At 63.2% G+C, this 14,766-nt stretch carries 16 protein-coding genes; 10 read left to right on the top strand and 6 right to left on the bottom strand.

What is annotated here, in order from left to right; genetic code table 11:
* Positions 1–91: 91 nt before the first annotated feature.
* Positions 92–898, bottom strand: coding sequence for a TatD family hydrolase (locus HWV67_RS29275; RefSeq protein ID WP_175653752.1), 807 nt, complete (start codon positions 896–898; stop codon positions 92–94).
* A 165-nt stretch (positions 899–1,063) separates the two neighbouring features.
* Between HWV67_RS29275 and HWV67_RS29270 the strand changes: the two genes are divergently transcribed.
* The 3 genes from HWV67_RS29270 to HWV67_RS29260 all read left to right on the top strand — a co-directional run bounded on the left by HWV67_RS29270 (position 1,064) and on the right by HWV67_RS29260 (position 3,594).
* Positions 1,064–2,488: a transglycosylase SLT domain-containing protein gene (locus HWV67_RS29270; protein WP_175653751.1), complete on the top strand. Its 1,425-nt coding sequence runs from the start codon at positions 1,064–1,066 to the stop codon at positions 2,486–2,488.
* Positions 2,489–2,590: 102 nt separating this feature from the next.
* Positions 2,591–3,025: a DoxX family protein gene (locus HWV67_RS29265; RefSeq protein ID WP_175653750.1), complete on the top strand. Its 435-nt coding sequence runs from the start codon at positions 2,591–2,593 to the stop codon at positions 3,023–3,025.
* 260 nt (positions 3,026–3,285) lie between these two features.
* Positions 3,286–3,594, top strand: a complete 309-nt coding sequence (locus HWV67_RS29260) for a hypothetical protein (RefSeq protein WP_175653749.1) — start codon at positions 3,286–3,288, stop codon at positions 3,592–3,594.
* 24 nt (positions 3,595–3,618) lie between these two features.
* Here HWV67_RS29260 and greB read toward each other — a convergent pair whose 3' ends face one another.
* The 3 genes from greB to HWV67_RS29245 form a co-directional block, all read right to left on the bottom strand.
* Entirely contained in the window at positions 3,619–4,092 is a 474-nt protein-coding gene (gene greB, locus HWV67_RS29255; RefSeq protein WP_175653748.1) for a transcription elongation factor GreB, read from the bottom strand.
* A gap of 91 nt (positions 4,093–4,183) precedes the next feature.
* The gene (locus tag HWV67_RS29250; protein WP_175653747.1) at positions 4,184–6,691 is read right to left on the bottom strand and encodes an ABC transporter permease; all 2,508 of its coding nucleotides are present in this window, start codon (positions 6,689–6,691) and stop codon (positions 4,184–4,186) included.
* Positions 6,692–7,375 carry an ABC transporter ATP-binding protein gene (locus HWV67_RS29245; protein WP_095157806.1) on the bottom strand — a complete coding sequence of 228 codons (684 nt, stop codon included), beginning with the start codon at positions 7,373–7,375 and terminating at the stop codon, positions 6,692–6,694.
* Between the two features lie 10 nt (positions 7,376–7,385).
* Between HWV67_RS29245 and HWV67_RS29240 the strand changes: the two genes are divergently transcribed.
* The 3 genes from HWV67_RS29240 (at position 7,386) to HWV67_RS29230 (ending at position 9,410) form a co-directional block, all read left to right on the top strand.
* Positions 7,386–7,991, top strand: a complete 606-nt coding sequence (locus HWV67_RS29240; protein ID WP_175653746.1) for an arylesterase — start codon at positions 7,386–7,388, stop codon at positions 7,989–7,991.
* 56 nt (positions 7,992–8,047) lie between these two features.
* A complete protein-coding gene (locus HWV67_RS29235; protein ID WP_095157802.1) occupies positions 8,048–8,329 on the top strand; it encodes a hypothetical protein in 282 nt (93 codons plus the stop codon).
* Positions 8,330–8,432: 103 nt separating this feature from the next.
* On the top strand, positions 8,433–9,410 hold the full coding sequence (locus tag HWV67_RS29230) for a L,D-transpeptidase family protein (protein WP_095157800.1): 978 nt from the start codon (positions 8,433–8,435) through the stop codon (positions 9,408–9,410).
* A 131-nt stretch (positions 9,411–9,541) separates the two neighbouring features.
* On the opposite strand, the gene oprI is transcribed toward HWV67_RS29230, so the two are convergent.
* The gene (oprI, locus tag HWV67_RS29225) at positions 9,542–9,793 is read right to left on the bottom strand and encodes an outer membrane lipoprotei OprI (protein ID WP_037058464.1); all 252 of its coding nucleotides are present in this window, start codon (positions 9,791–9,793) and stop codon (positions 9,542–9,544) included.
* Between the two features lie 513 nt (positions 9,794–10,306).
* On the opposite strand from oprI, the gene HWV67_RS29220 reads away from it, so the two are divergent.
* The gene (locus HWV67_RS29220) at positions 10,307–10,588 is read left to right on the top strand and encodes a GNAT family N-acetyltransferase (protein ID WP_175653745.1); all 282 of its coding nucleotides are present in this window, start codon (positions 10,307–10,309) and stop codon (positions 10,586–10,588) included.
* A gap of 72 nt (positions 10,589–10,660) precedes the next feature.
* On the opposite strand, the gene HWV67_RS29215 is transcribed toward HWV67_RS29220, so the two are convergent.
* Entirely contained in the window at positions 10,661–11,734 is a 1,074-nt protein-coding gene (locus HWV67_RS29215) for a 3-deoxy-7-phosphoheptulonate synthase (protein ID WP_095157796.1), read from the bottom strand.
* Positions 11,735–12,029: 295 nt separating this feature from the next.
* On the opposite strand from HWV67_RS29215, the gene HWV67_RS29210 reads away from it, so the two are divergent.
* The 3 genes from HWV67_RS29210 to cysB all read left to right on the top strand — a co-directional run bounded on the left by HWV67_RS29210 (position 12,030) and on the right by cysB (position 14,616).
* Positions 12,030–12,938 carry a 5'-nucleotidase gene (locus tag HWV67_RS29210; RefSeq protein WP_095157794.1) on the top strand — a complete coding sequence of 303 codons (909 nt, stop codon included), beginning with the start codon at positions 12,030–12,032 and terminating at the stop codon, positions 12,936–12,938.
* 84 nt (positions 12,939–13,022) lie between these two features.
* Positions 13,023–13,520, top strand: a complete 498-nt coding sequence (locus tag HWV67_RS29205) for a universal stress protein (protein WP_095157792.1) — start codon at positions 13,023–13,025, stop codon at positions 13,518–13,520.
* A 121-nt stretch (positions 13,521–13,641) separates the two neighbouring features.
* Positions 13,642–14,616 (top strand): HTH-type transcriptional regulator CysB, encoded by a 975-nt coding sequence (cysB, locus tag HWV67_RS29200; RefSeq protein WP_009394496.1) that lies wholly within the window; start codon positions 13,642–13,644, stop codon positions 14,614–14,616.
* Positions 14,617–14,766 lie beyond the last annotated feature (150 nt).

The raw sequence follows: 14,766 nt of genomic DNA, 5'->3' as shown, positions 1-14,766 counted from the left end.
GGTCTTCTCTGAGTTAAGCGTTTAAGCGGAAAGTTTTTTGGCAAGGTGCCAGCATTCTGTTCGACTAATCAGCAATAAATCTTGATATGTGTCAAGCCAGCTCGGGCAGGCTGAAAAAGCGCTGTGCACAGCGGGTCGTGTGGGCTGCCACCTGCTCCACGGACTCGCCCCGGTGCAGGGCGACTTCGCGCAGTACTTCCGGGAGGAAGGCCGGTTCGTTGCGCCCGCTTTTCGGCTTCGGCCGCAGGCTGCGCGGCAGCAGGTAGGGCGCATCGCTTTCCAGCATCAGCCGGCCTTCGGGAATGCTGCCCACCAGCGGATGCAGGTGAGTGCCGCGGCGTTCGTCGCAGATCCAGCCGGTGATGCCGATGTGCAGGTCGAGGTCGAGGTAGCCGAACAGCGCCTCGCGCTCGCCGGTGAAGCAGTGCACCACCGCGGCGGTGAGGTGGTCGCGGTAGTCCTTGAGGATATGCAGCAGGCGCTCGCTGGCGTCGCGCTCATGCAGGAACACCGGCATCTGCAGCTCGACCGCCAGGGCCAGTTGGTCTTCGAGGGCTTTTTCCTGTTGCGGGCGCGGCGAGAAATCGCGGTTGAAATCCAGTCCGCATTCGCCCACCGCCTGCACCCGCGGTTGCTCCAGCAACTGACGCAAGCGGCGCGGGCTTTCGGCGTCCCAGTGGCTGGCGTCGTGGGGGTGAACACCCGCAGTGGAAAACAGCCGCTGACCGCTCTCGTCCAGCTGCTGGCACAGCTCCAGCGCCTCTTCGCTGCCCGCCAGGCTGGTGCCGGTCAGCAGCATTTGCCGCACGCCCGCAGCCTCGGCGCGCTCGAGAATGGCCTGGTGTTTGCCGGCGAAACTGGAGTTGGTCAGATTGACGCCGATGTCGATGAGTTGCATGGTGCTACCTCGGAATTTGCCGCAGATGGGCGCTGGTTGCGCCAAAAAATATCAATAAACACAAGAACTTCAATGAGTTGTCACGGTCTTTTGCGGTCAATTGTCATGGACCTGCTGCAGAGTATGACCCCCGACACCCCATCGCGGCCTGTTGCCGGAGCCCGGATGACGCGAGCGTTACTGATGATTCTGCTGTGTACCGGACTGCTGCTGCCAGGGTCGGCCAGCGCGCGCCTGCCCGGTCCGCCGCAGGTGGTCAGCAACGACAAGACCCGCGACCTCGCGCAAATCCGCGCCAGCCGCGAGCTGCGCGTGCTGGTCAATCAGAGCCGCAACAGCTCCGGCGAGGTCAAGGGCCAGTCCTATGGCGTCGAGTACCATCGCCTGCGCGCCTTCGAACATTACCTCAATGCCCGCGCCCGTGACGGCCAGGAACTGCGTCTGAAGTTGATTCCCAAGGCCAAGGACCAGTTGATCAGCGCCCTGCAGCGCGGCGAAGGCGATCTGGTCGCGCCGGGTGAACTGCTCGATCCGGTGTCGATCCGCGGCGTCAGCTCCAGCGACCCAGTGATGACCCAGGTGCCGCTGGTGCTGGTGGGGCGCAAGGGCGAGCGGGTGTACGGCAAGGTCGAGCAGCTTGCCGGCCGCAGCATCGCCCTGCCCAGTGCCAGCGCTGCCGGCGACACCTTGCACGAGATCAACCAGAAACTGGCCCTGCGCAAGCTGGCGCCAATCAAGGTGGAATGGATCGACCCCAGCCTGGCGGTCGAAGACGTGCTGGAGATGGTCCAGGCCGGGATCCTGCCGCTCACCGTGGTGGAGCAGCCGATCGCCGAGCGCTGGAGCAAGGTCATGCCCAAGTTGCAGATCCAGCGTCGGGTCAGCCTGACCGCGCCGGAGAACATGCACTGGTACATGCGCCGCGACGCGGTGATGCTGCACGCCAGTATCGACCGCTTCCTTCAGGAATACCGCGTGCCCGCGGACCAGGACGTGGCCTTCGAGCGCATCTACCGCCGTCTGTACAAGGTTCACTACCCGCTGGCCAAGGCCAACCGCCAGCGCCTCGACAACCTGCGTCCGGTCCTGCAGAAGCACGCCGAGGCGCAGAACCTCGACTGGCTCAATCTCGCCGCGCTGGCGTTCAAAGAGTCTTCGCTCAATCCCGCCGCCCGCGGTGCCGGTGGTGCCCACGGCCTGATGCAGATGACTCCGGGTGCCGCGCAGCGGGTCGGGGTCAGCGATATCAACAGCGTCGATGGCAATGTCCAGGCCAGCGCCCGCTACCTGGCGCTGATCCGCCGGAAGTTCTTCGCCAGCAACCAGCTTAACGAGCGTGAACGCATGGCCTTCGTGCTGGCGGCCTACAACCTTGGCCCCGAGCGGGTCCAGGCGATGCGCGCCGAGGCCCGCCGCCGCGGCCTCAATCACAACCAGTGGTTCTTCCAGGTGGAGCGGGTGGCCCTTGAGCAGGTGGGAATGGGGCCGGTCAGCTATGTTAATAGCGTCAACAAGTACTTTCTGGCCTTCGACCGGGAGCGGGAAACGCTGGAGTCCTCCCGGACGCAAAAGGTGGCGAATCGCAAATAATCAAATTATTCGATTCTAATGATGGGTTAATTGCGATTTTCATATTGAGTAATATGATTATTATGGCGCCAACACACCATCACACCTTGTAAGGAACACAGCATGAACGCCCTCCATTCCGTAATGACCACCCGCGCTGGCTGGGGTATGACCGTCCTGCGCATCATCGTCGGCATCATCTTCATGGCTCACGGTTCGCAGAAGCTGTTCGGCTGGTTTGGCGGCGGTGGTCTGGCGGGCACCGCGCAGTTCATGGAAAGCCTCGGCCTGACCCCCGGCACCCTGATGGCGGCCCTGTCGGGTGGCGCCGAGTTCTTCGGTGGCCTGGCCCTGGTGATCGGCCTGTTGGCGCGGCCAGCGGCGGTAGCACTGATCGGCCTGTTGCTGGTGGCGATCTTCTCGGTGCATATCCACAACGGCCTGTTCATGCAGAACAACGGCTACGAGTTCGCCCTGGCGTTGCTGGGTGGCGCGGTGGCGGTGCTGTTCGAAGGGGCAGGGCGGGCTTCGGTGGATGCGGCCATCGCCAAGAGTTGAGGGGAAATCGCGACGGTTCGGCGCCCCGACAAGCTCGCTCCTACGGACCTTGTAGGAGCGAGCTTGCTCGCGATTTTGCCATTGGTCGTGTTGACAGTTCGCCAGCCGCTTCTCTAGGATTCGCACTTGCGCCGATTTAAACAGCTACTTGCGGGGCGCAGGAGAGCCCTTCGTGGTGATCCGAATACCGCTAAAACGCTGGTTCGGTGATGCCTCCCACCGCAGCCCAGCGGGATCTGCGAGGCGGAGAATATGACTCCATGAGTTGCCCACGTTCCATTGTCTGTCTGACACCCCTGTCTTCCAGCCAGTCGGCCCGCGCCCCGCGCGTCCTGCTGATCGGCCCGCACCAACCCACTCTCGTTCGCTTGCTCGATGGCTGGCCTCGTCGCAAAGGCCGCGCTACCGCCTTGCTGATCCAGTTCGTCGATGACGTTGCGTCGCTGGCCGACTACGCCAATGACCGTTTCGACCTCGCCGTGGTGCAGTCGCCAGCCCGCGAAGACGCCGCCGAAATGATCGGCCACCTGACCCGCATCGCTCGCCAGGGGCTGATTACCCGCGCCTGAGGCCGTTCCCGCAGCGGCGAAGCGTCACTGTGGATAGCTGATGCTGTTCACGTACCAGACCGCCTCGCCACTCGGCGTCTGCACCACCACCTCGTCGCCTTCTTCTTTCTTCAGGAGGGCGCGGGCCATGGGCGAGTCCACCGAGATGTAGTCGTTGCGGCCATAGATCTCGTCATAGCCGACGATGCGGAAGGTCATCTGCTCGCCGGCATCGTTCTCGATTTCCACCCAGGCACCGAAGAACACCTTGCCTTCCTGCTCTGCGCGGTAGTCCACCACTTTCACGTCTTCCAGGCGCTTGCGCAGGTAGCGCACGCGGCGGTCGATTTCGCGCAGCAGTTTCTTGTTGTACTGGTAGTCGGCGTTTTCGCTGCGGTCGCCAAGGGAGGCGGCCCAGGTGACTTTCTGGGTGATTTCGGGACGGTACACGCGCCAGAGGTGGTCCAGCTCCGTCTTCAGCGCCTCGTGGCCTTTTCGGGTGATGATGTTGGTAGCCAATGCCTTCTCCTGGGCGGGCGATACGTCAGGCCGCAAAGAGTACCCGCCGAACCGGCAGCGGTACAGGCTGCCGGTGGCGGGCACGCAGGGCTCAGCCTTCGCGCAGCACCGTCAGCGGGCTGGCGTTGAGCGCGCGGCGGGTGCCGACCACGCCGGCACCGCCGACCAGCAGCGCGCCGGCCAGCGGCAGCAGGAGCAGCGACGGATGCGGGCTCCAGTGCAGGTCGAAGGCGAAGCGGTAGAGCACCCAGGTGATCAGCTCGCAACCGATCGCCGCGAGCAGGCCGCTGGCGGCGCCAAGCAAACCGAACTCGATCCGCCGCGCCTTGACCAGCAAGGCCCGGCCAGCACCCAGCGCCCGTAACAGGGCGCCTTGGCGGATGCGCTCGTCGAGGGTCGCCTGCAGGCCGGCGAACAACACCGCCAGCCCCGCCGCGAGCACGAACAGCAGCACGTACTGCACCGCCAGGGTGACCTGCGCGAGGATGCTGCGCAGTTGCTCCAGCAAGGTATCGACCGGAAGGATGGTGGTCGCCGGGAAGGCCCGGGACAGGGCCACCACTTGCTGGTCGTTGCCCGGTGCGAGGTAGAAGCTGGTCAGGTAGGTGGTCGGCAGCCCCTGCAGGGTGCCGGGCTGGAAGATCATGTAGAAGTTCGGCTGGAAGCTGTCCCAGTTGACCGTGCGCAGGCTGCTGACCTGGGCCTCGCGCTCTTCGCCGCCGATGACGAAGGTCAGGCGGTCGCCTAGCTTGAGCTTGAGGCTTTCGGCCAGCTCCGACTCCACCGACACACCGGGCAGCGCGTGCGCCGCCGGTTGGCCCTGCCACCACTGCCCGGCGCTGAGGCTGTTGCTTTCGGGCAGGTCGGCGGCCCAGGTCAGGCTCAAGTCACGCTGTACTGCGCGGTCGCCGGTGGATTCCTTGCTGACGATCTGGTTCACCGCCTCGTCGTTGATTTGTGTGAGGCGGCCGGGGATCACCGGATAGAGCGGCGCGGCGTGGCTGGAGAAGCCTTCCAGTTGAGTGGCGAAGCTGGCCTTGTCGTCCGGCAGGATATTCAGCACGAAATAGTTGGGCGCATCTTCGGGCAACTGGTTGTGCCAGGTGTCCAGCAACTCGATGCGCAGCAGGGTGATCAGGCCCATCGCCAACAGGATCAGGCCGAATGCCAGCGATTGGCCGGCCGCCGCCAGCGGATGGCGCAGCAGTTGCCCGAGGCCCAGTCGCCAGGCCAGCGGCGCTCCGGCGAGCAACCGGCGCAGGCTGCGCAAACCGAGCAGGAGCAGGCCGCCGAGCAGCAGCGCGGCGATCAGGCCACCACCGAGCAGGGCGAAGGTCAGCAGCAGGTCGAGGCTCAGGCGCCACATGATCAGGCCGAGGGCGAGGATTGCCGCGCCGTAGACCAGCCAACTGCTCGCCGGCACTGGCAGTAGATCGCGGCGCAGCACCCGCAGCGGCGGAACCCGGCCCAGCGCGGCGAGCGGGGGTAGGGCGAAGCCGGCGAGGGCGACCAGGCCGGTGGCGATCCCGGCGAGCGCCGGGGTGATGCCTCCGTCGGGAATCTCCGCTGGCAGTAAACCGTCGAGCAGGGCGAACAAGCCCAGTTGCGCCAGCCAGCCGAGCAGGGCGCCGGCCAGGGCGGCGAGGCTGCCGAGGATCGCCAGTTGCAGGCAAAACAGGCTCAGCGCCTGGCGCCGCGACAGGCCCAGGCAGCGCAGCAAGGCGCTGGCATCGAAGCGGCGTACGGCGAAGCGGCTGGCGGACAGCGCCACGGCCACACCGGCCAGCAACACCGCGACCAGGCTGGCCATGTTCAGGTAACGCTCGGCCTTGCCCAGGGCGCCGCCGACCTGCTGGTTGCCGTCGCGGGCGTCGCGGATGCGCTGGTTGGGCGCCAAGGTGGCTTCGAGCGCCTGGCGGTAGTCGGCGAGTATCAGGTTGTCGCCGCGCCACAGCTCGCGGTAGGTCACCCGGCTGCCGGGCTGGACCACGCCGGTGGCGTCGAGGTCGGCGAGGTTGATCATCACCCGTGGGGTCAGGCTGTAGAAATTGCCGGCGCGGTCCGGCTCGTAGGTCAGCACCCGGCTCAGGCGCAGGGTCTTCATGCCGACGTCGACGCTGTCGCCGATCTTCAGGTCGAGGGCCGCCAGCAAGCGTGGCTCGACCCAGGCTTCGCCGGAGGCCGGGCCGCCGCCGGTGGTTTCGGCGGCGTAGGGCTCGGGGGCGCTGCGCAGCTCGCCGCGCAATGGATAGGCGGCGTCGGCGGCCTTGACGCTGGACAACTGGATACCGTTGTCGGTGGCGATCACGCTGGAGAATTCAACCACTCGCGCATGGGCCAGACCCAGCGCTGTACCGCGCTCGATCTGCTCGGCGCTGGCCGGCGAGCTGCCTTGCAGCACCAGGTCGGCGCCGAGGAATTCGGTCGCACGCAGCAGCATGGCGCCGTTGAGGCGAGCGCCGAAGTAGCCGATGGCGGTGCTCGCCGCCACGGCGATCAGCAGGCCGAAGAACAGCACCCGCAGTTCACCGGCGCGGGCATCGCGCAGCAGTTGGCGCAGGGCAAGATTGAACAGGCGCAGAAAGGACAGGCGTGCCATCTAGGGCTCCATCGGGCTGACCAGATGGCCGGCGTCCAGGCGGATCTGGCGGCGGCAGCGCCGGGCCAGGCGTTCGTCGTGGGTCACCAGCACCAGGGTGGTGCCGCGCTCCTTGTTCAGTTCGAACAGCAGGTCGCTGATGCGTTCACCGGTATGGCTGTCGAGGTTGCCGGTGGGTTCGTCGGCGAACAGCACATCCGGCTCGGCGGCGAAGGCCCGGGCGATCGCCACCCGTTGCTGCTCGCCGCCAGAGAGCTGGCGCGGCGAGTGGCTCAGGCGCTGGCCCAGGCCGACGCGCTCCAGCAGGGTGCGGGCGTGCTCGCGGGCGTCGCGGCGGCCTTCCAGCTCCAGCGGCAGCATGACGTTTTCCAGGGCGTTGAGGCTGTCGAGCAACTGGAACGACTGGAACACGAAGCCGACGTGCTCGGCGCGCACCTTGGCGCGCTGGTCTTCGTCCAGCGGCCCGAGGTCGTGGCCGGCCAGGGTGACCGAGCCTGCGCTGGGCTGGTCGAGCCCGGCCAGCAGTCCGAGCAAGGTGGACTTGCCCGAGCCGGACGCGCCGACGATGGCAAGGCTGTCGCCTTCGTTGAGGTCCAGGGACAGTTCGTGGAGGATGGTGAGGTTGCCTTCCGCGCTGGGAACCACTTTGCTAAGGTTCCGCGCAGTGAGAATGCTGGGGCCCATGGAGAATCCGATGCGAGTGTGGTTATTGAGTGCTGGTCTGGCCTTGCTGTGCATGGCGCAGAGCGCAACGGCGGGTACGGTATTGATCGTCGGCGATAGTATCAGTGCCGCTTTTGGCCTGGATACCCGACAGGGCTGGGTCGCGCTGCTGGAACAGCGGCTCAGCAACGAGGGTTACAGCGACAAAGTGGTCAATGCCTCGATCAGCGGTGATACCAGTGCCGGAGGCCAGGCGCGGCTGCCGGCGCTGCTTGCAGCGCACAAGCCGAGCCTGGTGGTGCTGGAACTGGGAGGCAATGACGGCCTGCGCGGGCAGCTTCCTGCGCAATTGCAACAAAATCTTGCTTCGATGGTAGACCAGTCCCGCAAGGCTGGGGCCAAGGTCGTGCTGCTGGGCATGCAACTGCCGCCCAACTATGGCCAGCGTTACACCAAGGCCTTCGCTCAGGTCTATACCGATGTGGCTACCCAGAAAAACATCGCGCTGGTGCCGTTTTTCCTGGAGGGCGTCGGGGGTGTTCCCGAACTGATGCAGGCGGATGGCATCCATCCGGCGCAAGGGGGCCAGTCCAGGTTGCTGGAAAATGCCTGGCCGGCAATAAAACCGCTGCTTTGACGCTTTTATAGTGACCGGCTTTCGGCTAATGTTGCGCCCCCGATTTGGAGCCCCCGATGCCGCGTCCCGCCTGGTCCCTGTATGCCTATCAATTGATCGAACCTGACGAACAGCTCGATCTCTTCGCCTGCCAGGAAATCCGTGTGCATCTGGTCGCCCGTCAACTCGAACTGGCGGGCTCGGCCGACCGCACCCTGTGCGGCACCCTGCTACCGGCGCAGCCGCGCTGGTCGGGGGTGCCGAATACGATTTACCGTGATCGCCGCCTGTGCCCGTTGTGCCGGGCCATCCTCGAGGCCCAGCGCCGCGGTACGCGACCTGTCTGGCCGGAACTTTAAGCACCGATCCGCTCTCTCACCATCCAGCGGCCATGCCTCCCGATTGTTTCGGCAGAGGTGTACAATTGCCGCCTTCACCCCGAATTTGCGAAGGATTTCCCGGATGTTGCCGCGCTTTCCCGCCGTCACCCGTTGCCTGTCCCTGGCCGCCCTGCTGTCGGCAGGTCCCGTTGCCGCGTTGGAGTTCCCACTGCCGCCACCTGGCGAAGACATCATTGGCCAGGTCCAGGTGATCAAGGCCAAGTACGAGGACACCTTCGCCGATATCGGCACGGCCAGTGACCTGGGCTACCTGGAAATGGTCGCGGCCAACCCGGGCGTCGACCCCTGGTTGCCGGGCGCCGGCACCGAGATCATCCTGCCGACCCGCTTCATCCTGCCGCCGGGCCCGCGCGAAGGCATCGTCATCAACCTCGCCGAGTACCGCCTGTACTACTTCCCGAAAGGGGAGAACGTGGTGCATACCTACCCGCTGGGCATCGGTCGTGAAGGCTGGGGTTCGCCCATCGCCCAGACCAAGGTGACGGCCAAGACGCCGAACCCGACCTGGACCCCGCCGGCCTCGATCAAGGCCGAACACGCTGCTGACGGTGACCCGCTGCCGAACGTGGTGCCGGCCGGCCCGGATAACCCGCTGGGTCCGTTCAAGTTCACCCTGGGCGTGCCGGGCTACCTGATCCACGGCTCGAACAAGAAGTTCGGCATTGGCATGCGCACCAGCCACGGCTGCTTCCGCATGTTCAACAACAACGTGCTGGAACTGGCCAAGATGGCGCCAGTGGGTACGCCAGTGCGGATCATCAACGAGCCGTACAAGTTCGGCATGAGTGGCGGCAAGGTTTACCTCGAGGCGCACACTCCGCTGGACGACAAGGGCGATCCGTCGGTGGTGGACAAGCACACCGCGGTGATCAACGCGCTGCTCAAGCGTGAAGACCTGGCCAAGAACGTACAGATGAACTGGGACATGGTTCGCGATGTGGTCGCGACCGAAGATGGCATGCCGGTTGAAATTGCCGTACCGAACGGGGTAGGTGGCGAAGTGCCAATCATTTCCAGCGCACCTTACCAAGAGCAGTAAGTTTCATCGGTGTTACACCAAGGCCCGCCTTAATGGCGGGCCTTGTCGTTTGAGGGTGTTGTTATCTTGCCGGCAATAAAAAAGCCGACCCACAAGTGGGTCGGCTTCTAAATAACAACCCCGAAGGATTATTACTTGCGGCTGGCTTTTTCCAGCATACGCAGAGCGCGCTCGTTGGCTTCGTCAGCAGTTTGCTGAGCCTTCTGAGCGGCAGCCAGAGCGTCGTCGGCTTTGCGATACGCTTCGTCAGCACGAGCTTGTGCACGAGCTGCTGCGTCTTCGGTAGCAGTCAGACGAGCTTCGGTTTCTTTGGAGACGCTGCTGCAACCGGTAGCCAGAACTGCGGCCAGAGCCAGAGCAGAGAATTTCAGAACGTTGTTCATCGTGTTCCCCTTCAAGGACTTTCTATTAAAGAGCCATCTCTCAACAAAGAGAAACTGGCCGGCGTACATAGTACCCATTACTTGTAGTAAGTAAACTGACTGAGCGCAAGAATTGGAAAAAAATTGCGCCGCGCTTGCTCTTGACAGTCAGGAGCCGCGAAAACCGTGCAATTGTTGCGTCTGGAGGCTGTAACGCATTCTTGTAAAAGTAGTTTTTCTTGAACTAATGGTGACTTTAAATGTCAGGTTGCGTCATAAGCACTAGATCATCCGGTTGCTGTTCTCAGGACGTTGCCCGCTGGCATCGTCGGCCGGTCTCAAGTGCGGAAATTTTCCGACCAGTACCTTGAGCATCCCCGCGTTGGGCGCCTACTATTTGTTACGTGCTCAGTTGCCCGAGAACGATCAGGCTCTTCTCGCTGTCCAACGGGGCACGGGGTGGCGTAGAGGTTCCTTCGCCGGACAAACATCGGTTAAGGTAGGGTTTTATTACAAGACCCGCGAGGAGTAGTGATGAGCGAGGCGTTGTCCATCCACCATGACCAACAGGGTCATCAGTTCGAGACCAATGTGGACGGTCATCGTGCTTACCTGACTTACATGGACCTGGGTAAGCAGACTCTGGATATCTATCGCACCTTCGTGCCCAACGCCCTGCGTGGTCGCGGTATTGCCGCGGCATTGACCGAGCGGGCGCTGGCCTACGCCGAAGAGTGTGGCTACACCGTCATTCCTTCCTGCTCTTATGTCGAACGTTACATGGAACGACACCACAAGCATTCTTCCAAGGCCTGACCTTTCCAGGCTTGCACCCTACAGACACGAAAACGCCGGGCAATTGCCCGGCGTTTTCGTGTGTGGCGTATATCAGCCGCGACGCTTCGGCAGCACGTCCTTGAGCTTGGTGCGCATGTTGCGCAGGGTGGTGGCAGTTGCGTCCCAGTCGATGCAGGCATCGGTCACGGAAACGCCGTACTGCAATTCGCACAGGTCCTTCGGAATGGCCTGGGCGCCCCAGTTCAGGTGGCTTTCGACCATCAGGCCGATGATCGACTGGTTGCCTTCGAGGATCTGGTTGGCGACGTTCTCCATGACCAGCGGCTGCAGGGCCGGGTCCTTGTTGGAGTTGGCGTGGCTGCAGTCGACCATGATGTTCGGCTTGATCTTGGCCTTGTTCAGCGCCTGTTCGCACAGGGCGACGCTGACCGAATCATAGTTCGGCTTGCCGTTGCCACCGCGCAGCACCACGTGACCGTAGGCGTTGCCCTTGGTGGTGACGATGGACACGCCACCTTCCTGGTTGATGCCGAGGAAACGGTGCGGGCTGGAAACCGATTGCAGGGCGTTGATGGCCACGGTCAGGCCGCCGTCGGTGCCGTTCTTGAAGCCGACCGCCGAAGACAGGCCGGAGGCCATTTCGCGGTGGGTCTGGGATTCGGTGGTACGGGCGCCGATGGCCGACCAGCTGATCAGGTCCTGCAGGTACTGCGGGGAGATCGGGTCGAGAGCTTCGGTGGCAGTGGGCAGGCCCATTTCCGCCAGGTCCAGCAGCAGTTGGCGACCGATGTGCAGGCCGTCCTGAATCTTGAAGGAGTCGTCCAGGTACGGGTCGTTGATCAGGCCTTTCCAGCCCACGGTGGTACGCGGCTTCTCGAAGTAGACGCGCATCACCAGATAAAGAGTGTCGGAGACTTCCGCAGCGAGAACCTTGAGGCGCTCGGCATATTCATGCGCGGCCTTGATGTCATGGATCGAGCAGGGGCCGACCACGACAAACAGGCGGTGATCCTTGCCGTCGAGGATATTGCGCACCACTTCACGGCCCGCGGTCACGGTCTGAAGCGCGGTGGCGCTGAGTGGAATCTCCTTCTTGAGCTGATCAGGCGTGATCAGGGTCTCGTTGGAGGCAACGTTTAGGTCGTCGATCGGTAAATCAGCCATCGTGTTACTCGTCAGGTCACGGATGCCGGCCGCCAGCGATCCCCGTGCGGCGGAGCAGCATGATTGAGCTCAGCGGGGAGCGGAACCTTAGCGCGTAAACCCTTGGCTCGACAATGGGTATGGGCCCGTTTCCGGCAGGGGATGGGCCTTTGAGTGCGCCTTTTTACGACTAAAGTGGCTGGAGGGTGGCTGGACCTGCGATGGAAGGCATAATCGGGTGCGAATCGAATGTTCCATGGGGTCTGTGCGGCAGCCCTGGTGCAGTGGATGTAATGACAGGTAGCGGGGGCGAGTCATGAGCAAGGGGTTGGGTGACAAACTGGTAGTGGCGATTTCCTCGCGAGCGCTGTTCGATCTCAGCGAGAGCCACCGGCTGTACCTGGCCGAGGGCGTCGAGGCTTATCGGCAATACCAGATCGAGCATGAAGACGAATACCTTGAGCCAGGCGATGCTTTCCTGCTGGTGGAAAAGCTGCTGGGCCTCAATGCCGCCCTCGGCCAGCAACGGGTCGAGGTGATACTGGTGTCGCGCAACAGCGCCGACACGGGCCTTCGGGTGTTCAATTCCATCGAGCATTACGGCCTGGGTATTTCCCGCGCGGCGTTCGCTGGCGGGCGTAGTCCGTATCCTTACCTGGCAGCGTTTGGTTGCCACCTGTTCCTGTCCACCGATGCCGATGACGTGCGCAGCGCCCTGGAGGCTGGCTTCGCTGCTGCCACCATTCTTTCCGGCGGCGCCCGGCGGGATGCCATCACCGAACTGCGGATCGCCTTCGACGGCGATGCCGTGCTGTTTTCCGATGAGTCCGAGCGGGTCTATCAGTCGGGTGGTCTGGAAGCGTTTCAGGCCAGCGAGCGGCAATCGGCCCGCGACCCGTTGCGCGGCGGGCCGTTCAAGCCGTTCCTGGCGGCACTCAATCAACTGCAGCAAGAGTTTCCCAGTGGCGCCTGCCCGATCCGCACTGCGCTGGTCACCGCGCGTTCGGCGCCGGCGCACGAGCGGGTCATCCGCACCCTGCGCGAGTGGGATATCCGCCTCGATGAATCGCTGTTTCTCGGCGGCCTGGACAAGTCGGCGTTCCTCGAAGCCTTCGCTGCGGATGTGTTCTTCGATGACCAGGCCGGACACTGCGACCGGGCCAGTCGGGTTGTGGCTACCGGCCATGTTCCGCACGGCATCAGCAACGAACGCACGCCCGGCTGAGCCCCGCCGGACGGGGCCTGCGCATCAACAGGGCGCTGCTAAGCTGAAGCTTGCTCTGCCGTTTCGGCAGTCGGAGGAGGCTCAATGATCCGTTCGATGCTGTATGCCACGGACCTTGGTGTGTACGCGCCTTATGTCATGCAACACGCGCTGGCCCTGGCGCGGACTTTCAATGCGGAGCTCTATGTGATCCATGCCGTGGAGCCGATGGGGCAATTCGCCGAATCACTGCTGCAGAGTTACCTGGATGAACAAACCCTCGACCAATTGCACAGTCAGGGCGTGAACACCGTCATGGCCAATATCGAGCAGCGGGTGCTGGAAAACTTTCGCGAAGAGTTGGGGGACCAGGAAGATCTGGCGCTGATACGCGCGGTGCGGGTGCGCCAGGGAGATCCGGCCCAGGTGATTCTCGAGCAGGCCCAACGGTTGAGTGTCGATCTGCTCATCGTCGGCAGTCACACCCACGGGGCCGGGGTGGAGATTCCGATCGGGCGCACGGCGGTGCGCATTCTGCAGTTGTCCCCGGTGCCTGTGTACATGGTGCCCCTCGCCCAGCACCTCGGTCGCAGAAAGGTTTGAGGAATTTTCCGCGGTGCTTGTAAGAAAACTGATGAAATTGTTCTAGATTTATTCTCCTGACCACTAATATAGTTATAACTCGTCGCTGTTGCCGGTGACGCCCAGCATCTGAGGGATACCTATGAAGCTTCAACAATTGCGCTACATCTGGGAAGTGGCGCACCACGACCTCAACGTTTCCGCGACAGCGCAGAGCCTGTACACCTCCCAACCGGGGATCAGCAAGCAGATTCGCCTGTTGGAAGACGAGCTGGGCGTGGAAGTGTTTGCCCGTAGCGGCAAGCACCTGACCCGCGTGACCCCGGCGGGCGAACGCATCATCAATACCGCGGGCGAAATCCTGCGCAAGGTCGAGAGCATCAAGCAGATTGCCCAGGAATTCTCCAACGAGAAGAAGGGTACCCTGTCGATCGCCACCACCCACACCCAGGCGCGTTATGCGCTGCCGCCGGTGATCAGCTCGTTCATCAAGCAGTACCCGGAAGTCGCCCTGCACATGCATCAGGGTTCGCCGATGCAGATCGCCGAGATGGCTGCTGACGGCACCGTCGACTTCGCCATCGCCACTGAGGCGCTGGAGCTGTTCGGTGACCTGGTGATGATGCCGTGCTACCGCTGGAACCGTTGCGTGGTGGTCCCGCAAGGTCACCCGCTGACCAAGCTGCCGAAGCTGACCCTGGAAGTGCTGGCCGAATACCCGATCGTCACTTACGTATTCGGTTTCACTGGCCGTTCCAAGCTGGACGAAGCCTTCAGCCACCGCGGCCTGACGCCGAAAGTGGTGTTCACCGCCGCCGACGCCGACGTCATCAAGACGTACGTGCGCCTCGGCCTGGGTGTCGGCATCGTCGCCAAGATGGCAGTGGATCCGAAACTGGACAGCGACCTGGTGGTTCTGGATGCCAGCGAACTGTTCGAATCCAGCATCACCAAGATCGGTTTCCGTCGCGGCACCTTCCTGCGCGGCTTCATGTGCGACTTCATCGAGAAGTTCGCGCCGCACCTGACCCGCGAAGTGATGGCCAAGGCGATCCAGTGCCACAACAAGCAAGAGCTGGAGGAGTTGTTCGAGGGCGTGGAACTGCCTGTCCATTGACGGCAGCTCCAAGTTGTAAGCTTTAAGCTTCAAGAGAAAAGCGGTCCGCATGCGGGCCGCTTTCTTTTTTGGCCTTTGAAAGCCGCAAAGAAAAAGCGGCCCTGATAAGGACCGCTTCTACTTGTAGCTTGCCACTTGAAGCTTGCAGCT

It is taken from the genome of Pseudomonas sp. Marseille-P9899 (assembly GCF_903166565.1).
GTDB classification, from domain to species: domain Bacteria; phylum Pseudomonadota; class Gammaproteobacteria; order Pseudomonadales; family Pseudomonadaceae; genus Aquipseudomonas; species Aquipseudomonas huaxiensis.
This window is presented reverse-complemented; position numbering and strand designations above follow the sequence as displayed.